Genomic DNA, 20,036 nt, shown 5'->3' with positions numbered 1-20,036 from the left:
TAAGCGCAACAAAAGGCCGCCCATCAGGCGGCCTTTTTTATGCACGAGATTTAGCCGCGCGGCGCGTAGGCGAATACGTCGGCGCGCATCTGATGGGCATCCATGCCAGCCTCGACCAGCGCATCCAGGGTGGCGTAGACCATAGCTGGCGAGCCGCTGGCGTAAAGATGCAGCGCTTTGAGATTGGGAAAATCTTCACGCACCGCTTCATGCAGCAGTCCGCAGCGGCCCTGCCAACCACAGGGGTCGCTGACCACCTGATGCAGAAACAGGTTGGGCACCTGCTGCCACTGCGCCCAGTGCTCCAGCTGGTAGAAGTCTTCTGGGCGGCGCGCGCCCCAGTACAGGTGCACCGGATGGGCGAAACCGGCGGCGCGGCTATGTTCGATCAGGCTGTGCATCTGCGCCATGCCGGTGCCGGCGGCGATCAGCACCAGCGGCCCATCCGGCAACTCGGCCAGATGGGTATCGCCAAACGGCAGCTTCACCCGCACCAGGCCGCTGCGGCGCAGCTGGGCGATCAGCGCAATTGTGACCTCATCGCGGGCCAGCACATGCAGCTCCAGCTCACGGCCGCGGTGCGGTGCCGAGGCCAGGGAGAAGGCTGCGTAATCATCGCCGTCGCGCTGCAGCAGCAGATATTGCCCGGCGTGGTAACGTGGCGCCTTGCCAGCCGGCGCCTGCAGGCGCAGACGAAAGACATCACCGCCCACGTCATCACACGCGACTACCTGGCAGGCCAACTCACGCACTGGCAGCTCCCCAGGCGCCAGCACGCCATCCCAATGCAGCACGCAGTCTTGCAGCGGCTCGGCCAGGCAGGTGAACAGCTCGCCCTGGCTCAGCTCAACCCCACCCTGCTGCACGCGGCCTTCAACCAGCAGCGCTGCGCAGATATGGCAATTGCCATTGCGGCAGGCTTGCGGGCAGTCGTAACCCAGCCGCCGCGCGGCATCGAGAATGCGCTCGCGGGGTTGCACGTCAAGTACTGCACCTGAAGGATTCAGGGTGACTTTCATCAATCAATTCCCAGCTCAGACCACAGCGCATCGACGCGCTGCTTGACCGCTTCATCCTGAACGATAGCTCGGCCCCACTCGCGGTTGGTTTCCCCAGGCCATTTATGGGTGGCGTCCAGGCCCATCTTCGAGCCGAGACCGGAGATCGGCGAGGCGAAGTCGAGGTAATCGATCGGTGTGTTGTCGATCATCACCGTGTCGCGCTTGGGGTCCATGCGTGTGGTAATCGCCCAGATCACGTCGTTCCAGTCCCGTGCGTTGATATCGTCGTCGGTGACGATAACGAACTTGGTGTACATGAACTGTCGCAGGAACGACCACACACCGAGCATTACGCGCTTGGCGTGGCCGGGATACTGCTTCTTGATGGTCACCACCGCCATGCGGTACGAGCAACCTTCCGGCGGCAGGTAGAAGTCGATGATCTCGGGAAACTGCTTCTGCAGAATCGGCACAAACACTTCGTTCAGCGCCACACCGAGAATCGCCGGTTCATCCGGCGGACGACCGGTGTAGGTGCTGTGATAGATCGGCTTTTGCCGACGGGTAATGCGCTCGACGGTAAACACCGGGAAGGTATCGACCTCGTTGTAGTAACCGGTGTGGTCGCCATACGGCCCTTCAGGAGCGGTCTCGCCCGGATGAATCACGCCCTCCAGGACGATTTCGGCGCTGGCCGGCACCTGCAGATCACTGCCACGGGCCTTGATCAGCTCAGTGCGGTGACCGCGCAACAGACCGGCAAAAGCATATTCAGACAGGGTATCGGGGACCGGCGTGACCGCGCCGAGAATGGTTGCCGGATCGGCGCCGAGGGCGACGCACACTGGGTAGGGGCGATCCGGGTACTTCTGGCACCACTCACGGTAGTCCAGGGCGCCACCACGGTGGCTGAGCCAGCGCATGATCACCTTGTTACGGCCGATCACCTGCTGGCGATAGATGCCGAGGTTTTGCCGTTCCTTGTTCGGACCTTTGGTGATGGTCAGGCCCCAGGTAATCAGCGGACCGACATCGCCTGGCCAGCAGGTTTGCACGGGTAGCCTGCCGAGGTCGACATCGTCGCCCTCTTCGATCACTTCCTGGCACGGCGCATCCTTCAGCACCTTGGGCGCCATGCTCAGCACCTTCTTGTAGATCGGCAGCTTGTTCCAGGCGTCCTTGAGGCCTTTCGGCGGCTCGGGCTCTTTGAGAAAAGCTAACAGCTTGCCGATCTCGCGCAGCTCGCTGACTTCTTCCGCACCCATGCCCAGCGCCACGCGCTTGGGTGTGCCGAATAGATTGCCGAGCACCGGCACATCAAAACCCGTGGGATTTTCGAACAGCAACGCCGGCCCGCCTTTACGCAGGGTGCGGTCGCAGATTTCGGTCATTTCCAGCACAGGGGAAACCGGCGTTTGGATGCGCTTGAGTTCGCCGCGTGTCTCCAGACCGCGGATAAAGTCGCGCAGGTCACGATACTGCATGCAGATGCCTCGTTTCGGGCCGAGCAATAGGGGCGCAAAGTTTAGCGCCGAACTGGGTCTTTCAGAAGGGAAAGCCAATACCCAGGAACACAAAAGCCGGGCTTACCCGGCTTTTGTTGTAGGGCGAAGAACGCCTTACTTACGCTTCATCGACTGGAAGAACTCGTCGTTGGTCTTGGTCGCTTTCAGCTTGTCGGTGAGGAACTCGATGGCGGCAATCTCATCCATCGGGTGCAGCAGCTTACGCAGAATCCACATGCGCTGCAGTTCGTCATCGGCAGTCAGCAATTCTTCACGACGGGTACCGGCGCGATTGATGTTGATCGCGGGGAACACACGCTTCTCGGCGATGCGACGGTCCAGCGGCAGCTCCATGTTGCCGGTGCCTTTGAACTCTTCGTAGATCACTTCATCCATCTTCGAGCCGGTTTCCACCAGCGCGGTGGCGATAATGGTCAGCGAACCGCCTTCCTCGATGTTACGCGCAGCGCCGAAGAAGCGTTTCGGCTTCTCCAGAGCGTGGGCGTCGACACCACCGGTGAGGACCTTGCCGGAACTCGGGATCACGGTGTTGTAGGCACGTGCCAGACGGGTGATGGAGTCGAGCAGGATAACCACATCCTTCTTGTGCTCGACCAGGCGCTTGGCCTTCTCGATGACCATTTCGGCAACCTGCACGTGGCGGGTTGGCGGCTCGTCGAAGGTCGAGGCAACCACTTCGCCGCGCACGGTGCGCTGCATCTCGGTCACTTCTTCAGGGCGCTCGTCGATCAGCAGCACGATCAGGTGGCACTCGGGGTTGTTACGCGCGATGTTCGCCGCGATGTTCTGCAGCATGATGGTCTTACCGGCTTTCGGCGGTGCGACGATCAGGCCGCGCTGGCCTTTGCCGATCGGGGCGCAGAGGTCGATCACCCGGCCGGTGATGTCCTCGGTGGAGCCGTTACCGGCCTCCATGACCAGACGCTTGGTGGGGAACAGCGGCGTCAGGTTTTCAAACAGAATCTTGTTCTTGGCGTTTTCCGGGCGGTCGTAGTTGATCGTGTCAACTTTGAGCAGCGCGAAGTAACGCTCGCCTTCTTTCGGCGGGCGAATCTTACCGACGATGGTATCGCCAGTACGCAAGTTGAAGCGGCGAATCTGGCTCGGCGAGACGTAGATGTCATCGGGGCCAGCGAGGTACGAGGCATCCGCAGAGCGGAGAAAGCCGAAACCGTCCTGGAGAATCTCCAGCACGCCATCACCGGAGATTTCCTCACCGCTTTTAGCGTGTTTTTTCAACAGGGAGAAAATCACGTCCTGCTTGCGCGAACGGGCCATGTTTTCCAGGCCTTGTTGTTCAGCGAGTTCCAGCAGTTCGGTAATCGGCTTTTGCTTGAGTTCGGTCAGATTCATAGGAATGACGTAATCATGAAGGAGGGGAAATAAGCTATTCAGCTTGGGAGGCCGCGCCGCTAAAAGGCGATTGGATCGCCAGCGTGTATCGAAGGTATTCGCGTAGGAATGCGTCGGCGACGGCTTGCAGGGGGCTACATAGGAAATGCAGCGAGGACGAATGTAACACCGGTTTTATTCATACGTCCAGCGCCTAGATAGAAAAAAGCCCCGCAATGTGCGGGGCTTCTAGGGCGTGTTGCCGTCTCAGCGCAACTTAGATGTTGCTGTCGAGGAAGGCTGCCAATTGCGACTTCGACAGTGCGCCCACTTTGGTGGCTTCAACATTGCCGTTCTTGAACAGCATCAGCGTAGGGATGCCACGCACGCCGAACTTCGGCGGGGTGTCCTGGTTTTCATCGATGTTCAGCTTGCAGACTTTCAGTTTGCCCTGATAGGTCTGAGCGATCTCATCGAGCACCGGCGCGATCATTTTGCACGGGCCGCACCACTCAGCCCAGTAGTCGACCAGCACCGGCCCTTCGGCCTGCAGGACGTCTTGGTCGAAGCTGGCATCGCTGACATTGGTGATGAATTCGCTCATGGAAAGTCTCCGTGTTCGGAAGCAAAAGATGGGCGACATCATAGCCCGGCTTTTCCCACACAGGAAGGCGGCGGCAATTGAGCTTCTCTATGGCGTAGTCATAAGCCAGCCACGCGGCCACCTGCGTCACAAACTATTCAGACAGCCGGCAAGCCGCACGAGCCCTAGCGCAGCGGCCCCGGCCTGTACCTGCGACATCAGTATGCGTTGGCGGGGCCAGGCTATCGTGGCACGATGGCGCGGTTACGCATTGAGATGGTTCTGCCATGCCGCATACCCCTGCCGAGTCTTTTCCTTTGATTGCAGCTATCGACCTGGGCTCCAACAGCTTCCATATGGTGCTGGCCAAAGCCGATCACGGCGAAATCCGCATCCTCGAACGCCTCGGCGACAAGGTCCAGCTGGCCGCCGGCATTGATGAGCAACGCCTGCTCAGCGAAGAAGCCATGCAGCGTGGGCTCGACTGCCTGCGCCGCTTTGCCCAGCTGACCGCCAGTCTGCCGGAAGGCGCAGTGCGCGTGGTGGGCACCAATGCCCTGCGTGAGGCACGTAACCGTGGCGAATTTATCCGCCGCGCCGAGGAAATTCTCGGCCACCCGGTTGAAGTCATCTCCGGACGTGAAGAAGCGCGACTGATATACCTCGGCGTGTCGCACAGCATCGCCGACACGCCAGGCCGCCGCCTGGTCGCCGACATTGGCGGCGGCAGCACCGAATTTATCATCGGCCAACGCTTCGAGCCGCTGCTGCGTGAAAGCCTGCAGATGGGCTGCGTAAGCTACACCCAGCGCTTCTTCAAGGACGGCAAGATCACCCCGGCGCGCTACGCCCAGGCCTACACCGCCGCGCGCCTGGAGATCATGGGCATCGAGCACGCCCTGCGGCGCCTGGGCTGGGAAGATGCTGTTGGCGCCTCCGGCACGATCAAAGCCATCGGCCTGACCATTCAGGCTGCCGGCCTCGGCTCAGGCGAGGTCAATCCACAGGGTCTGGCCTGGTTGAAGCGCAAAGTATTCAAGATCGGCGAGGCCGAGAAACTCGACCTCGACGGCATCAAACCCGATCGCCGGGGGATTTTCCCGGCGGGCCTGGCGATTCTCGAAGCGATCTTCGACGCCTGTGATATCCAACGCATGAGCCATTCCGAAGGCGCATTACGCGAAGGCGTGCTCTATGACCTGCTCGGCCGCCATCAGCATGAGGACGTGCGTGAACGCACCCTGAGCTCATTGATGGAGCGCTATCACGTCGATCTGGACCAGGCCGCGCGGGTCGAAAGCAAAGCGCTCTCGGCGCTGGAGAAGGTTGCCCAAGATTGGCAGCTGCAAGACGACTGGCACCGCGAACTGCTCAGCTGGGCGGCCAAGGTGCATGAAGTTGGCCTGGACATCGCCCACTACCAGTACCATAAGCACGGCGCCTACCTGGTTGAGCACTCCGACCTATCCGGCTTCTCGCGCCAGGACCAACAGATGCTTGCGCTCTTGGTGCGCGGCCATCGGCGCAATATCCCCAAAGACAAGTTCGCCGACTTCGGCGCCGAAGGCGTCAAGCTGATCCGCCTGTGCGTGCTACTGCGCTTCGCCATCCTGTTCCACCACATCCGCGGCACCCAGGAAATGCCCAACGTGCAGCTGCAGGCCGCCGGGCAGCGCCTGGAGATTCAGTTCCCCAATGGCTGGCTGGAGCACAACCCGCTCACCCAGGCAGATTTCACTCAGGAAGCGGAATGGCTCAAACGGATCGGAATCGAACTGAGCGTGAGCTGACACTCACGCCCCATTGCGCCTTGTTTATCGTGCGCTGATCAGCGGCGCAGTCAGCTTCTCTAGCAGGCCAGCCTGCGCGCTGCGCGGGTTCTGGTTGCCACTTGGGCTGGTGCGCAGGTAACGCCCGTCCGGCTGCAGCACCCAGGCCTGGGTATTGTCGGCCAGGTAACTTTCCAGTTCTTTCTTCACCCGCAGAATCAGCTTCTTGCCTTCCACCGGGAAGCAGGTCTCGACGCGCTTGTCGAGATTGCGCTCCATCCAGTCGGCGCTGGAGAGGTAGATCTTCTCCTCGCCGCCATTGGAGAAATAGAACACCCGCGTATGCTCGAGGAAGCGGCCGATGATCGAGCGCACCTGAATATTGTGCGAGACCCCGACAATCCCCGGACGCAGACAGCACATGCCGCGCACCACCAGATCGATCTTCACCCCGGTCTGACTGGCCTTGTACAGCGCGCGGATGATCTTCGGGTCGGTCAGCGAGTTGAACTTGGCGATGATATGCGCCGGCTTGCCTTCGGCCGCCAGGGCGGTTTCGCGGGCGATCATGTCGAGCAGGGTCTTTTTCAGGGTAAACGGCGCGTGCAGTAGCTTCTTCATGCGCAGGGTCTTGCCCATGCCGATCAGTTGGCTGAACAGCTTGGACACATCCTCACACAGCGCCACGTCGGCAGTGAGCAAGCTGTAGTCGGTGTACAGCTTGGCGTTGCCGGCGTGGTAGTTACCGGTACCCAAGTGCGCGTAACGAACGATATCGCCCGCCTCGCGGCGCAGAATCAGCATCATTTTGGCGTGAGTCTTGAAACCCACCACGCCGTAGATCACCACCGCACCTGCAGCCTGCAGACGGCTGGCCAGCTGCAGGTTGGATTCTTCGTCGAAACGCGCACGCAGCTCGATTACCGCCGTAACTTCCTTACCGTTACGCGCTGCCTCGACCAACGCGTCGACGATCTCCGAGTTAGCCCCGGAGCGGTACAGGGTCTGCTTGATGGCCAGCACGTGCGGGTCTTTCGCCGCCTGGCGCAGCAGGTCGACCACCGGGGTGAACGACTCGAAGGGGTGCAGCAGGAGGATGTCCTGCTTGCTGACCACGCTGAAAATATTCTCGGCGTTCTGCAACAGCTTGGGGATCACCGGGGTAAACGGCGTGTATTGCAGCTCCGGGTGACTTTCCAGGCCAGTGATGCTGAACAGGCGGGTCAGGTTGACCGGACCATTGACCCGATACAACTCGGCCTCGGTCAGGCTGAACTGCTTGAGCAGGTAATCCAGTAGCGGCTGCGGGCAGGTGTCGACCACTTCCAGGCGCACCGCATCGCCGTAACGACGGCTGAACAGCTCGCCACGCAGGGCACGGGCCAGGTCTTCGACGTCCTCGGTGTCCACCGACAGGTCGGCGTTACGGGTCAGGCGGAACTGATAACAGCCCTTGACCTTCATGCCTTGGAACAGGTCATCGGCATGGGCATGGATCATCGAAGAAAGGAACACGAAATTGTCGCCAGCGCCGCCAACCTCTTCCGGCACCTTGATGATGCGCGGCAGCAGTCGCGGCGCTGGGATGATCGCCAGACCGGAGTCGCGGCCGAAGGCGTCGATGCCTTCCAGCTCGACGATAAAGTTCAGGCTCTTGTTCACCAGCAACGGGAACGGGTGCGTCGGGTCGAGGCCGATCGGGGTGATGATTGGTGCGATCTCGTCGCGGAAATAACGGCGCACCCAGGCCTTGTGCTTGGCCGTCCAGAAGCGCCGGCGGATAAAATTGACGTTGTGCTTGGCCAGCGCCGGGAACAGGGTGTCGTTGAGGATGGCGTACTGCCGGTCCACCTGCTCGTGCACCAGCTCGGCAATCCGCGCCAGCGCCTGATGCGGTTGCAGGCCATCGGCCCCAGCCTGTTCGCGGGCGAAGTTGATCTGCTTCTTCAGGCCGGCAACACGAATCTCGAAGAACTCATCCAGGTTGCTGGAGAAAATCAGCAGGAACTTCAGCCGCTCCAACAACGGATAGGACTCATCCAGCGCCTGCTCCAGCACGCGGATATTGAACTGCAGCTGCGACAGCTCGCGGTGGATATACAGGCTGCTGTCATCCAGGTTATGGATCACCACAGGCGCAGGTACAACCGGCGCTGGGGCCTCGATGACAGGGGTTTCCACGGCTACAACCTCATCGACGACCGGCTGGGCGTCTTGCAATTCAGGGGTACTGAGTCCTTCGGTGTTCATTACAAAGTCCTGGCGGGGCTATTGCCCCTGCTTCAGCAGTTCTGCCGCGCGCACGGCGAAATAAGTCAGGATGCCATCGGCACCCGCACGTTTGAAGGCGGTCAGTGATTCGAGAATCACCGCCTCGCCCAACCAACCATTCTGAATAGCCGCCATATGCATGGCGTACTCACCGCTGACCTGATAGACAAAGGTCGGCACCTTGAATTCCGCTTTGACCCGCCAGAGGATGTCCAGGTAGGGCATGCCCGGCTTGACCATGACCATATCGGCGCCTTCGGCCAGATCGGCGGCCACTTCATGCAGCGCTTCGTCGCCATTGGCCGGGTCCATCTGATAGCTGGCCTTGTTGGCCTTGCCCAGATTCGCCGCCGAACCCACCGCATCGCGGAACGGCCCGTAGTAGGCACTGGCGTACTTGGCCGAGTAGGCCATGATGCGCACATTGCTGTGATCGGCCAGCTCCAGCGCCTCGCGGATCGCCTGCACACGGCCATCCATCATGTCCGAGGGCGCCACCACCTGAGCACCAGCAGCGGCATGTGACAGCGCCTGCTTGACCAGGGCATCGACCGTGACATCGTTCTGCACATAACCGTCGGCATCGAGAATGCCGTCCTGGCCATGGGTGGTGAACGGGTCCAGCGCCACATCGCTGATCACCCCCAGTTCCGGGAATTTCGCGCGCAGGGCACGGATCGCGCGCTGGGCGATGCCCTCCGGGTTCCAGGCTTCTTCAGCGAGCAGGGATTTCTTCTCCAGCGGCGTTACCGGGAACAGCGCCAGCGCCGGAATGCCCAGGGCGACCCAGTGCTCGGCCTCCTTGAGCAGCAGGTCGATAGACAGACGCTCGACACCCGGCATCGAGGCAATCGCTTCGCGGCGGTTTTCGCCATCAAGGACGAACACCGGCAGAATCAGGTCATCGACACTCAGGCGGTTTTCCCGCACCAAACGCCGGGAAAAGTCATCACGGCGGTTGCGACGCAGGCGAGTGGCGGGAAACAGGCGATTGGCAGGGGTAAAGCTCACGGCAGGCTCCGAAGCCCGTAGCGACGGGCGAGTGTGACAGTTATAAGCCGTCATTATGACCAAAGTATGACAACTCACGACAGCGCTGCGACCGCTTGCCGCAAGGCCAACCAGCATAGCGCCGCAACTATGTCGAAGATATGTTGCACACACATAAGCCCAGCCGGGTTTTCGCGGCGCGGAAAGCACAACGGTGGAGCAGGCCTGCGCCTGTCCACCGTTGTGGGGTCCAACCATGAATAACGCTTAGGCGGGAACGGCATTCTGCCCGCGCGGGGTCCAGAACAGTGCACCCAGGCTGAGCAGGCTGTAACCCAACAACAATCCCCAAATCAGCGGTTGGGCCGGTAGCAGGCCCAGCTGCAACGCCAGCCAGGCCAGCGGTAGGTTGAGCAGCAGACGCAGCATTTCCAGACGTTTGGCGTTAGGTCGGTTTTCCAGCCAGCTGCCGATGATGTACAAGCCCACCGCCATCCAGGCCACGCCAAGCAGCGTTTGCGCCAGGCTTAGCTCGCCGGCCATACCCAGCAGCAGCGTGCCGCCTGCCACATAAAGGCTGAACTGCACACCGGCATAAAGTTTCTGCGCCAGGCTCAGCGGCACATCGAATTTGACGAACTGGCTGAGGTCCGGCTTGCTCTGTGGATACTTGGCTGCAACGTCAGCCGGGCGCCAGCCCGTGCGCATAAACCATATGCGCAACTTGTCCCACCACGATTCGGTACGTACCGCATCACGCCACAGTGCGACATAGAACTGCGCATTGGCCCACAGCGGGTTCCAGCTGGCCAGCGGCGTGGTTACGCCAAAGATCACCGGCTCTTCATCCAGCTCTTCCTGAAAGGTGCCGAACAGACGATCCCAGAGAATGAACACACCGCCATAATTGCGATCCATATAAACAAGATTCTGCGCATGGTGCACACGGTGGTTGGACGGGGTTATAAACGCCCACTCGAACCAGCCCAGTTTTGGGATATGCCGGGTATGCACCCAGAACTGGTAGAGCAGGTTCAGCGCCGCCACGGTCAGAAATACCAGCGGCGGCACACCGGCCACAGCCATCGGCAGGTAAAAGATCCAGCCGAAGATAAACCCGGTACTGGTCTGCCGTAGCGCAGTAGAGAGGTTGTAGTCCTCGCTCTGATGGTGCACCGAGTGCGCGGCCCACAACACATTGCGCTCATGACCCAAGCGGTGGTTCCAGTAGTAACAGAAGTCGTAGAAGACGAAAGCGAACACCCAGACCCACAGGCTGCTGGCCGACAGTTCGAACAGCGCCAACTGTTGCCAGGCAAAGGTGTAGGTGAGCAGGCCGACGACCTTGGTCAGCAAGCCCACCGTAGTCGACAACACCCCAGCGCTGAGGCTGTTAACGGCATCGGAAAAGCGGTAGGTGCTGACCCCGCGCCAGCGGTCGAGCAACAGCTCTAAAGCGATCAAGGCAAAGAAGAACGGTACGGCATAAAGGATGTAATTCATGGTTTCACCGGTTGCATAGAATCGCCATATCGCTGCACGAGGCTAACGGCTAGGATTGCTCAATAATCCTAGCCCAGCGCTACATCCGCCTCGCGGCGCACCATGCCAACCTAGGTGGCATATGGCGACATTACGGCTCAGGCGACGACAGAACACGACTCAATCCGATACGGCTGGCAATTCAGGAGAACTTGATGAACAAGAAAGTTGCGGTGATTCTTTCCGGCTGTGGCGTCTATGACGGCGCGGAAATCCATGAAAGCGTGATCACCCTACTGCGCCTCGATCAGCGCGGCGCGCAGGTGCAGTGCTTTGCCCCCAACGTGGCGCAACTGCATGTGGTCGATCACTACAGCGGCGACGAGACGGACGAAACGCGCAACGTACTGGTGGAGTCGGCGCGCATCGCCCGCGGCCAAATCAAGGACGTCAAGGAACTGCATGTCGGCGACTTCGATGCGCTGATTATGCCCGGCGGTTTTGGCGTAGCGAAGAACCTCTCCGACTTCGCCATCAGCGGTGCCAACTGCACGGTGCAGCCGGACGTATTGAGCGCCGCCCAGGCCTTCGTCAAGGCCGGAAAGCCGGTCGGCCTGATCTGTATCTCCCCAGCGCTGGCGGCGAAGATCTTCGGCACAGGCGTAATCTGCACCATCGGCAAGGACCATGAAACCGCCGCTGCCCTGGTGCAGATGGGCGCGGAGCACCATGAATGCGAAGTCAGCGAGATCGTCGAAGACGCCGAGCGCAAGCTGGTGACCACCCCAGCCTATATGCTCGCCCAGTCGATCAGCGAAGCCGCCTCGGGAATCAACAAGCTGGTGGATCGGATACTCGAACTTAGCCACCCAGCCTGAGTCTACGGCCTGATCAGCCACCGGAGCAGGCCGATAGCAAGCCAATCACGCCAATGCGCGCGGTACTCCGGCCGCGCCACTGGTCACAGCGGCCCCAGTGCGGCAGGTTGATCGTCCATCCGCCCAGGCACGACTCCCATGAGCAACCCACCTTCGAGCTCACCGCCGAGCTGCAGCAAGCGGTTAGCAGTTTCTTTCAGCGCATTCCCTTCAACCAGATGCTCGGCATCGAGCTGGATGAACTGAGCGCTCAGCGCGTGACCATGCACCTGCCGATGAAGCCCGAGCTGATCGGCAACTTCGTTCACGGCATTCTGCATGGCGGAGTGATTTCCTCCCTGCTAGATGTAGCTGGTGGTGCCATGGCGCTGATCGGTGCGTTCGACAAGCACCAGCACCTGACAAGCGCAGAGCGCATGGCGCGGCTGTCCAAACTTGGCACCATCGACCTGCGTATCGATTACCTGCGCCCCGGTCGGGGCCAGCGTTTTACCGCCAGCGCGGTACTGCTGCGCACCGGCAACAAGGTGGCGGTGGTGCGCAGTGAATTGCACAGCGATGACGGAACCCTGGTGGCCGTCGGCACCGGAACTTATCTGTGCGGCTAGGCGCAGGCACAAGTGGGCTTTGCGCCCGCGCAGGCTTACACTGTTTGGCAAATCCAATGGCTGCATGACCGGCCTGTAGTTGGAGCCATGCATGTTTTCACTGCCTCTATTCAGCCCGCCCGCGGCGGACCAGATGGTCCTTCTCGACTGCAGCCATGACCCTCTGCTGGTGTTGCTGTCCTACCTGATTGCCTGTGCCGCCGGTTTTACCGCGCTAAATATGGCCGAGCGCGTCAGCCGTGAGCAGAGCCGAGAACTGTGGCGCTGGGTCGGGGCCTGGGCCTTGGGTGGCGGAATCTGGTCGATGCACTTCGTCGCCATGCTGGCCTTTTCCGCACCACTGCCATTCAGATACGACCTCGGCATCACCCTGTTTTCCCTACTGATCGCCATTGCCGTGTCCTATGTAGTGATGCGCGTGATGGGCCACGAGCGGCTGCGTCTCTGGCAAACGGTGGCAGCCGCCATCGTCGCCGGCTGTGGCATCGCCAGCATGCACTACACCGGCATGGCGGCGATTCGCTCGGCGGCCAGCCAGCACTACGATCCCGGTCTGTTCCTGCTGTCGATTCTGATCGCCATCGCCGCATCGCTCGCGGCCTTGCTGCTGGCCGGTTATTTTCGCGGGCAAAGCGGCCGCCGCGCCAACTGGCTGCGACTGCTAGCCAGCCTGATCATGGGTGGTGCGATTGCCTCCATGCACTTCACCGGCATGGCCGCATTAACCCTTAGCGTGCCGCTGGATGTCACGCTACAACCAGCCGCCAGCCAAGAAGGCCATCAACTGCTCGGCACGGCGATTGCCCTGATTGCCCTACTGATCATCCTGATTGGCGCACTGGCCGGCTGGGCCGATCAGCGTCTGCGTCAGGAGCGGCGTCAGCTACACCAGCTGGCCCAGCAACTCGACACCCTGGCCCACTACGACGGCCTGACCGGTCTACTCAACGGCCAGGCCTTCAGCCAGATGCTCGACACCACCCTGGCCACTGCGCCGCCGCACGGCGCCACGCTGCTGTTTATCGACCTGGACAACTTCAAGCGGATCAACGACAGCCTCGGCCATGGTCGCGGTGATGAATTGCTCAAACAGGTGGGCGCGCGCATCCGCAGCGCACTGGGTCGCGAAGACCTATTGGCGCGCTTTTCCGGCGACGAATTCTGCGCCTTTGCCCTTAACGTGCCGTTGCAGCAAGGCAGCCAACTGGCCGAGCGCATCCTCACGCAGATCCGCCAACCCTTCAGCCTGGAAAGCGGCCAACTCAGCCTGACCGCCAGCATCGGCATCAGCCGCTACCCGCAGGATGCCAATGATGCAGGCCAGTTGCTCAAGCAGGCCGGCATTGCCCTCGGCCACTGCAAGCGCCAGGGGCGCAATCACTGCGTGGGCTTCAGTACCCAGCTGGAGCACGACGCCCAGCAGGAGCTGAGCCTGGAACAGGAGCTGCGCCTGGCACTAAACCGCGACACGCTGCAGGTGTATTACCAACCCATACTGTCGACCCGCGGTGATCAGGTAGTGGCCCTGGAAGCCCTGGTGCGCTGGCAGCACAGCGAACTGGGGGTCATCAGCCCAGAGCGCTTTGTACGGATTGCCGAGCAGCACGGCTTTATCCATGAACTGGATATCTGGGTGCTCAAGCGCGCCTGCCGTGACCTCAAATGGCTGCACAACAATGGCTACCGACAAATGCACCTGGGGGTCAACTGTTCGGCCCTGAGCCTACTGCAGCCGCACCTGGTCAAGGCCATGGAAATCGAACTGCAACGCGCCGACCTGCCGCTCAGCTCGCTAACCCTGGAAGTTACGGAAAACGCCCTGATGCACGACCTGAGCGCCGCGCAGACGCAACTCGACAAGATCCGCGCCTTGGGCATGACCATCAGCATTGATGACTTCGGCACCGGCTACTCATCCCTGCAATACCTCAGCCGCCTGCCGGTGGACAGCCTCAAGGTCGACCGCAGCTTTATCCGCGAAATCCCCGGCTCCAGCAGCGGCATGGCGATTACTGCCGCGATCATCGCCATGGCCCACAAACTCAAACTGCGGGTGGTTGCCGAAGGCGTGGAGAACGTCGAGCAGATGATATTTCTGCAGGAGCAGCAGTGCGACTTGCTGCAGGGCTACCTGTTCAGCAAGCCACTGCCACTGGGGGAACTGCATACCTGGCTGAATGGTGGGCACTACCGCCAGCGTTATGCGCCGGTCTGACGCTGCAAACGGGTCAGGATGCGGTCCAGTGAGTTGGCGAACGCCTGCTTGTCGCGCTCGCCATACGGTGGCTGACCGCCGCCAACCTGACCTTGCTCACGCAACTCGGTAAACAGATTACGCACCGCCAGCTTGTCGCCCATATTGCGCTCATCAAACTCGCGGCCGCGCGGATCGAGGGCGGCGACGCCCTTTTTCACCAGCCGGTCGGCCAGCGGCACGTCGCTGCAGATCACCAGCTCACCCGGCAGGGCGTGTTCCACCAGGTAATCATCAGCCGCATCCGGGCCGCTGGGTACCACGATCAATCGCACGCAGCTGTACGCCGGCTTGATTTGCGCCTGACCCGCCACCAGCAGCACCTCGAAGCGCCGCTTCAAGGCGAACTTCACCACCTGATCCTTGGCCGCCTTGGGGCAGGCATCGGCATCAATCCAGACTCGCATCACCCAACATTCTCCAGAGGCAGCAAAGCCGGCATGTTAAGCCATGCCGGCAGCAGCTGCGCTTCAAGCCTGAGACAGGCGGCGACGCTCGCCCAGCCAGCTGCGCCCGTAGAGCAGCGTAATGGCCGCCAGCGCCGTGGCCTGGGCCGCGAGGCTGTAAGCATCGTCGTGTATACCCAGCCAATCGAACTCGAAGAATGCCACCGGTCGCGTACCGAGCACTCCGGCTTCCTGCAGTGCCGCGACGCCATGCCCGGCAAACACCACCGAGAGTACGCAGAGCAGCACGGCATTGACGCCGAAGAAGGTCGCCAGCGGCAGTTTGCGCGAGCCGCGCAGAATCACCCAGGCCAAGCCCAACAGCAGCACCAGCGCCGCCGCCGCGCCGGCCAGGACCATGCCATGGCCTTGCGGACCGGCCTGCAGCCAGAGGGTTTCGTAGAACAGGATGACTTCGAACAACTCGCGGTACACCGAGAAGAACGCCAGCACGGCAAAACCGAAACGCCCGCCACCGCCGACCAGGCTGCTCTTGATGTAATCCTGCCAGGCAGCCGCATGCCGGCGGTCATGCATCCACACCCCGAGCCAGAGCACCATCACGCTGGCAAACAGCGCAGTCACGCCTTCCAGTAGCTCACGCTGCGCGCCGCTGACATCGATCAGATACGCAGCCAGCGCCCAGGTGCCAGCGCCGGCCAGCAGCGCCAGACCCCAGCCGATATGCACACTGCGCAGCGCCTGTTGCTGACCGGTGTTACGCAGGAAGGCGAGGATCGCCGCCAGCACCAGAATCGCCTCCAGCCCTTCACGCAGCAGAATCAGCAGGCTGGAAAAGAAACTCAGCGAATCCGAGAGGCCATCGCTGTCGAGTAAGGCGGCAGAAGTCGCCAGTTCGGCCTTGGCTTGCTCCAAACGCTGCGCCGCCTGGGGCACCGACAGACCATCCTGCAGCGCCTGGCGGTAGGCCATCAGCGCCCGCTCGGTGGTTTTGCGCTGCACCGAGTCGAGGTTATCCAGAGCGCTTTCGACCAGCTCGAAGCCTTCCAGATAAGCCCCGACGGAGAGGTCATAAGCCTGCTCGTGATCACCGGCGCGGTAGGCGACCAGGCTCTGCTCCAGGGTCGCGCGGGTATGCTCGATCAACTGCTGCGGACCACGCTGCTGCACCGGCGGCTGCGCACGCTGGGCGCGGAAGCGTGCAGCCGCCTCATCACCCTGCGCTGCTGCCACTTCATCCGGGGTTGTGCCGGCCAGCGCCGCCAGGCTGAACGGCTCGCCTGCGGCAACCGGCTCGGCGCTGAAGCCGGCGATATAGCTGGCCAGATCCCAGCGCTGGCGCTCATCCAGCTGATCGGCAAAGGCCGCCATATCGGTGCCATCGATGCCCAGGCCGATGCTGTTGAACAGGTCATACAGGCTCAACCGGTTGAGCCGCGCCAGATCGCGCAGGTTGGCCGGTGGCGGCTCCAGGCCGATGCCCGCCGGCCCGTCACCCGCACCGCTGTCGCCATGGCACACGCTACAGTGCTGGGCGAACAGCGGCGCGCCACGGCTGGGGTCGGGGGTGATGGCCGGAGTCTGGCTGACGCCATAGGCCGTGGCCAGGGTGGCGGACAACTGCCGCGCCTGCTGAGCGACCTGGCTGCCCTCGACACGCTGCTCGATGCCCTGGCGCAGGCTGGCCACGCCTTGCTCCAGCTCGGTCTGTTCGTTACGCGCTGGCAGCGCAACGATCAGACCTTGCAGTACAGTAAGAAACTCCAGCTGCTCGCGGTATTCACCGGAGTCGATCACCTGACCATTGGCCACGGTAGCCGGGTAGTCAGCGCCCAGGTAACCGAGCAGATGCAAAGCTTGCGCCGCGCCCTCGATGGGCTCAGCCATAACAGTCAGGCTGCAGAGTGCCAACAGGGGCACCAGCAACCAACTGCAGAAACGCAATACGGAAGTCATATAGGAGTTGATCCCAAATACGAATGGATGACATTAGATTGTTACCTTCCTAACGACTTTCCTCAACCACTGATCGACCATGGCCCGCGACGGATCGTCGCAACGGCGCAGGAGTGATGCGATGAGTTTTTGGCAACGCCTGGAAGAACCAGCGCATGTCGTGGTCTGTGGCGCCAGCCGGGGGATTGGTCTGGCGCTGACCACCCAACTGCTTGCCCGCGATGATGTCGCCGGGGTCTGGGCCATCGCCCGCCAGGCCAGTCAGGCGCCCGGTCTGATGGAGATGACAGCGCAATATGGCCAACGCCTGCACTGCCTGGATGTCGATGTATGCGATGAACAGGCGCTGAGCGAACTGGCCGCGCACTTGCGCGCCGCCATACCGCGTCTGCATTTGCTGCTGTGTACGGTAGGCGTGCTACAGAACGGCGCGGCGAAAGCCGAGAAAGGTTTGGCGCAGATCAATCTTGAAGGGCTGCTGGCGACCTTTCAGCGCAATAGCTTTGCACCGATTCTGCTGCTCAAGCATCTGCTGCCGCTGCTACGCGGTCAGCATGCCTGCACGGTGGCGGCGCTGTCGGCGCGGGTCGGCTCGATTGGCGACAACCGCCTCGGCGGTTGGTACAGCTACCGCGCCAGCAAAGCCGCGCTGAACCAGTTGCTACACACCGCGAGCATCGAGTTGAGCCGCCTTAACCCCAACAGCTGCGTGCTCAGCCTGCACCCCGGCACCACCGACACAGAGCTGTCGAAACCCTTTCAGGCCAATGTGCCGGCAGACAAGCTGTTTACCCCGAGCTACTCCGCCGAGTGCCTGCTGGCGCAGATCGAACAGCACGGCCCGGCGCAGACTGGCACGTTCTGGGGCTGGGACGGCCAGCCGATTCCCTGGTAGCTATACCGGCGAAGATCAGACCGGCGCGCGGCGCACGCTGGCCAGCAGTGCCGCCGCACCGACAAACAGCGCGCCGAAGGTACGGTTCATCAGGCGCTGCTGACGTGGCGAGCGCAATGCGCCCAGCACCCGTGCGGCCAGGCCGGTGTAACCGGCCATCACGATCAGATCGACGCAGATCATGGTCACACCCATAACCAGGTACTGCATCAGCAGCGGCGCCTGTGGATTGAGGAACTGCGGCAACACCGCGAGCATAAAGACGATCGCCTTGGGATTGCTGAAGTTGACCAGGAAACCGCGCAACACCAGCGTCAGCGGGCGGCCGATGGGTCGCTCGGTCTGCGCCGTCATATCACTGGGCAGCGCCTGCCATTGGCGATAGCCGAGGTACACCAGATAGACCACGCCAAACCACTTGATCAGGCTGAAGGCCAATTCCGACGCTGCCAGAATCGCCCCAACACCGGCGGCCACAATGGCAATCTGCAAGGCCAGACCCAGCTGCAGGCCCAGGGCATTCCAGTAGCCGCGCACAAAGCCGTACTGCAAGCCGGCGGACATCGAGGCAATCGCCCCGGCGCCCGGCGACAGGCTGATGACCCAACAGGCCACAAAGAACGCAAGCCAGGTTTCCAGTGCCATGGCACTTCTCCATCAACAAGCAGGAATAAAAAAGGGGTAGGCCGCTAGCCTACCCCTTGTTGGGTTAGTCGCCCAGCCGCTGAATCAGTCCGGCGAACCTTTACGCAACTGCACCGGTTCCAACTCTTCTTCCTTGCGCGCGCGAGCGCGGGCCGTACGCATGCGGATGTTGACGGCTTCCACCGCGAGCGAGAAGGCCATGGCGAAGTACACATACCCCTTCGGCACATGCACTTCGAAGGCTTCGGCGACCAGCACGGTACCGACCACGATAAGGAACGACAGTGCGAGGATTTTCAGGCTCGGGTGCTTGTCGATGAAATCGCTGATGGTGCCGGCCGACAGCATCATCACGAATACAGAAATCACAATGGCCGCGACCATCACCGGCACGTTATCGACCAGGCCGACCGCAGTGATCACCGAATCCAGGGAGAACACGATGTCGATAATCGCGATCTGCACGATGATCCCCATAAAGCCATAGGTCTTGCCGCCAACGGCTTGAGCTTCTTCTTCGCCTTCCAGGCTGTGGAAGATTTCCGCAGTGCTCTTCCACAACAGGAACAGACCACCGAAGAACAGGATCAGGTCACGGCCGGAGAAGCCCTGATCGAACACATGAAACAGGTCGGCGGTCAGGCGCATCACCCAGCTGATCGACAGCAGCAGCAGAATTCGCGTGCCCATCGCTAGCGCCAGGCCGAAGAAACGCGCCTTGGGTTGCTGATGCTTGGGCAGGCGGCTGACCAGGATCGAGATAAAAATGATGTTGTCGATACCCAGGACAATTTCCAGGGCAGTCAGGGTCAGAAACGCGACCCAGAGTTCAGGGCTGGCCAGCCATTCCATAATTGCTTAAACCTCGGTATTACGCAGTGTAGGGAGTTCGCCATTGCGCCAGCGACGCACGGCTTTCTGGAAAAACAGGCTATTAGGGATCTGCACCCAGGCGCCAGGCGCATCACCGCTGAGATCTTCCAAGGTGGTATAGAACAGGTTGATCGCAATCACCCGTCCGCGCACACCGGGTTTGTCGGCACTTTCCAGCACTTCGACGCACTCGCCGATACGAAAGGGCCCCATGGCGAAAATCAGCAGCGCGCAGAACATGTTGGACAACACGCTCCAGATCGCGAAGAAGGCCACCGCAGCGACGGCGGCAAAGCCGGTTAGCGCGGCCCACAGCACCTGCGCCGAAACGCCCAGGCGCTCTAGCACCAACATGAACGCACTCCCGAGAATCAGCCAACGCAGCAGACCGCGCAGCGGCATCAACAATTCGGCCGGCAACTGCGGGTAGCGATTACCAAGACGGGTAATGCCACGGGTGAGAATGCGCTGAAACAGCCAGGCCAGCAGCACAATCAGGATCACCTGACCGGTGCGCAGCAAGGGCTCTTGCCAGGTCATCAGCCATTCCAAGGGTGGCAGGCTGA

The 20,036-nt window shown here is 61.4% G+C and carries 17 protein-coding genes; 5 read left to right on the top strand and 12 right to left on the bottom strand.

The features are described from left to right. Positions 1–50 precede the first annotated feature (50 nt). The 4 genes from AACY25_RS13920 to trxA form a co-directional block, all read right to left on the bottom strand. Complete coding sequence (locus AACY25_RS13920) at positions 51–1,019, bottom strand: CDP-6-deoxy-delta-3,4-glucoseen reductase (protein WP_339525289.1); 969 nt, start codon at positions 1,017–1,019, stop codon at positions 51–53. Further along, positions 1,019–2,485 (bottom strand): 4-hydroxy-3-polyprenylbenzoate decarboxylase, encoded by a 1,467-nt coding sequence (gene ubiD / locus AACY25_RS13915; RefSeq protein ID WP_339525287.1) that lies wholly within the window; start codon positions 2,483–2,485, stop codon positions 1,019–1,021. The genes AACY25_RS13920 and ubiD overlap by 1 nt, the downstream gene beginning before the upstream one ends. 135 nt (positions 2,486–2,620) lie before the next feature. Continuing rightward, complete coding sequence (gene rho, locus AACY25_RS13910) at positions 2,621–3,880, bottom strand: transcription termination factor Rho (protein WP_298185004.1); 1,260 nt, start codon at positions 3,878–3,880, stop codon at positions 2,621–2,623. Between the two features lie 256 nt (positions 3,881–4,136). Then, positions 4,137–4,463, bottom strand: a complete 327-nt coding sequence (gene trxA / locus AACY25_RS13905) for a thioredoxin TrxA (protein ID WP_090241426.1) — start codon at positions 4,461–4,463, stop codon at positions 4,137–4,139. Positions 4,464–4,729: 266 nt separating this feature from the next. Here trxA and ppx point away from each other — a divergent pair, with 266 nt between their 5' ends. Then, on the top strand, positions 4,730–6,232 hold the full coding sequence (gene ppx, locus AACY25_RS13900) for an exopolyphosphatase (RefSeq protein WP_339525286.1): 1,503 nt from the start codon (positions 4,730–4,732) through the stop codon (positions 6,230–6,232). 24 nt (positions 6,233–6,256) lie between these two features. Here the strand turns inward: ppx and ppk1 are convergent, their stop codons facing one another. The 3 genes from ppk1 to AACY25_RS13885 all read right to left on the bottom strand — a co-directional run bounded on the left by ppk1 (position 6,257) and on the right by AACY25_RS13885 (position 10,975). Beyond that, positions 6,257–8,461: a polyphosphate kinase 1 gene (gene ppk1, locus AACY25_RS13895; protein WP_339525284.1), complete on the bottom strand. Its 2,205-nt coding sequence runs from the start codon at positions 8,459–8,461 to the stop codon at positions 6,257–6,259. A gap of 18 nt (positions 8,462–8,479) precedes the next feature. Further along, complete coding sequence (gene hemB / locus AACY25_RS13890; protein WP_339525282.1) at positions 8,480–9,493, bottom strand: porphobilinogen synthase; 1,014 nt, start codon at positions 9,491–9,493, stop codon at positions 8,480–8,482. A 246-nt stretch (positions 9,494–9,739) separates the two neighbouring features. Further along, positions 9,740–10,975, bottom strand: a complete 1,236-nt coding sequence (locus AACY25_RS13885) for a sterol desaturase family protein (protein WP_339411568.1) — start codon at positions 10,973–10,975, stop codon at positions 9,740–9,742. A 194-nt stretch (positions 10,976–11,169) separates the two neighbouring features. On the opposite strand from AACY25_RS13885, the gene elbB reads away from it, so the two are divergent. From elbB to AACY25_RS13870, 3 genes are all read left to right on the top strand, one after another. Then, complete coding sequence (gene elbB / locus AACY25_RS13880) at positions 11,170–11,832, top strand: isoprenoid biosynthesis glyoxalase ElbB (RefSeq protein WP_339411567.1); 663 nt, start codon at positions 11,170–11,172, stop codon at positions 11,830–11,832. 110 nt (positions 11,833–11,942) lie between these two features. Further along, complete coding sequence (locus AACY25_RS13875) at positions 11,943–12,440, top strand: thioesterase family protein (RefSeq protein ID WP_445262157.1); 498 nt, start codon at positions 11,943–11,945, stop codon at positions 12,438–12,440. A 91-nt stretch (positions 12,441–12,531) separates the two neighbouring features. Beyond that, a complete protein-coding gene (locus tag AACY25_RS13870) occupies positions 12,532–14,655 on the top strand; it encodes a putative bifunctional diguanylate cyclase/phosphodiesterase (RefSeq protein ID WP_339525279.1) in 2,124 nt (707 codons plus the stop codon). Here AACY25_RS13870 and AACY25_RS13865 read toward each other — a convergent pair. Both AACY25_RS13865 and AACY25_RS13860 read right to left on the bottom strand, forming a co-directional pair. Then, a complete protein-coding gene (locus AACY25_RS13865; protein WP_339525278.1) occupies positions 14,640–15,101 on the bottom strand; it encodes a YaiI/YqxD family protein in 462 nt (153 codons plus the stop codon). The genes AACY25_RS13870 and AACY25_RS13865 overlap by 16 nt on opposite strands. A gap of 63 nt (positions 15,102–15,164) precedes the next feature. Then, positions 15,165–17,057, bottom strand: a complete 1,893-nt coding sequence (locus AACY25_RS13860) for a cytochrome c/FTR1 family iron permease (protein ID WP_339525276.1) — start codon at positions 17,055–17,057, stop codon at positions 15,165–15,167. A gap of 121 nt (positions 17,058–17,178) precedes the next feature. On the opposite strand from AACY25_RS13860, the gene AACY25_RS13855 reads away from it, so the two are divergent. Next, positions 17,179–17,952, top strand: a complete 774-nt coding sequence (locus tag AACY25_RS13855) for an SDR family NAD(P)-dependent oxidoreductase (RefSeq protein ID WP_339525275.1) — start codon at positions 17,179–17,181, stop codon at positions 17,950–17,952. Positions 17,953–17,967: 15 nt separating this feature from the next. Here AACY25_RS13855 and rhtB read toward each other — a convergent pair whose 3' ends face one another. The 3 genes from rhtB to AACY25_RS13840 form a co-directional block, all read right to left on the bottom strand. Then, the gene (gene rhtB / locus AACY25_RS13850; RefSeq protein ID WP_339525273.1) at positions 17,968–18,597 is read right to left on the bottom strand and encodes a homoserine/homoserine lactone efflux protein; all 630 of its coding nucleotides are present in this window, start codon (positions 18,595–18,597) and stop codon (positions 17,968–17,970) included. Positions 18,598–18,681: 84 nt separating this feature from the next. Further along, entirely contained in the window at positions 18,682–19,449 is a 768-nt protein-coding gene (locus AACY25_RS13845; protein WP_339525272.1) for a TerC family protein, read from the bottom strand. A gap of 6 nt (positions 19,450–19,455) precedes the next feature. Next, positions 19,456–20,010: a mechanosensitive ion channel domain-containing protein gene (locus AACY25_RS13840; RefSeq protein ID WP_445262156.1), complete on the bottom strand. Its 555-nt coding sequence runs from the start codon at positions 20,008–20,010 to the stop codon at positions 19,456–19,458. Positions 20,011–20,036 lie beyond the last annotated feature (26 nt).

This window comes from Pseudomonas sp. EA_35y_Pfl2_R111, assembly GCF_963970955.1.
Lineage (GTDB): Bacteria > Pseudomonadota > Gammaproteobacteria > Pseudomonadales > Pseudomonadaceae > Aquipseudomonas.
The sequence above is the reverse complement of the archived record's forward strand: the minus strand, read 5'-3'. Positions and strand labels throughout refer to the sequence as shown.

Coding starts and splice junctions, on each gene's coding strand:
- AACY25_RS13920 (WP_339525289.1), bottom strand. CDS start 1,019: ATGAAAGTCACCCTGAATCCTTCAGGTGCAGTACTTGACGTGCAACCC.
- rhtB (WP_339525273.1), bottom strand. CDS start 18,597: ATGGCACTGGAAACCTGGCTTGCGTTCTTTGTGGCCTGTTGGGTCATC.
- AACY25_RS13860 (WP_339525276.1), bottom strand. CDS start 17,057: ATGACTTCCGTATTGCGTTTCTGCAGTTGGTTGCTGGTGCCCCTGTTG.
- elbB (WP_339411567.1), top strand. CDS start 11,170: ATGAACAAGAAAGTTGCGGTGATTCTTTCCGGCTGTGGCGTCTATGAC.
- ppx (WP_339525286.1), top strand. CDS start 4,730: ATGCCGCATACCCCTGCCGAGTCTTTTCCTTTGATTGCAGCTATCGAC.
- AACY25_RS13865 (WP_339525278.1), bottom strand. CDS start 15,101: ATGCGAGTCTGGATTGATGCCGATGCCTGCCCCAAGGCGGCCAAGGAT.
- trxA (WP_090241426.1), bottom strand. CDS start 4,463: ATGAGCGAATTCATCACCAATGTCAGCGATGCCAGCTTCGACCAAGAC.
- rho (WP_298185004.1), bottom strand. CDS start 3,880: ATGAATCTGACCGAACTCAAGCAAAAGCCGATTACCGAACTGCTGGAA.
- AACY25_RS13870 (WP_339525279.1), top strand. CDS start 12,532: ATGTTTTCACTGCCTCTATTCAGCCCGCCCGCGGCGGACCAGATGGTC.
- AACY25_RS13855 (WP_339525275.1), top strand. CDS start 17,179: ATGAGTTTTTGGCAACGCCTGGAAGAACCAGCGCATGTCGTGGTCTGT.
- AACY25_RS13885 (WP_339411568.1), bottom strand. CDS start 10,975: ATGAATTACATCCTTTATGCCGTACCGTTCTTCTTTGCCTTGATCGCT.
- AACY25_RS13845 (WP_339525272.1), bottom strand. CDS start 19,449: ATGGAATGGCTGGCCAGCCCTGAACTCTGGGTCGCGTTTCTGACCCTG.
- ubiD (WP_339525287.1), bottom strand. CDS start 2,485: ATGCAGTATCGTGACCTGCGCGACTTTATCCGCGGTCTGGAGACACGC.
- AACY25_RS13840 (WP_445262156.1), bottom strand. CDS start 20,010: ATGACCTGGCAAGAGCCCTTGCTGCGCACCGGTCAGGTGATCCTGATT.
- ppk1 (WP_339525284.1), bottom strand. CDS start 8,461: ATGAACACCGAAGGACTCAGTACCCCTGAATTGCAAGACGCCCAGCCG.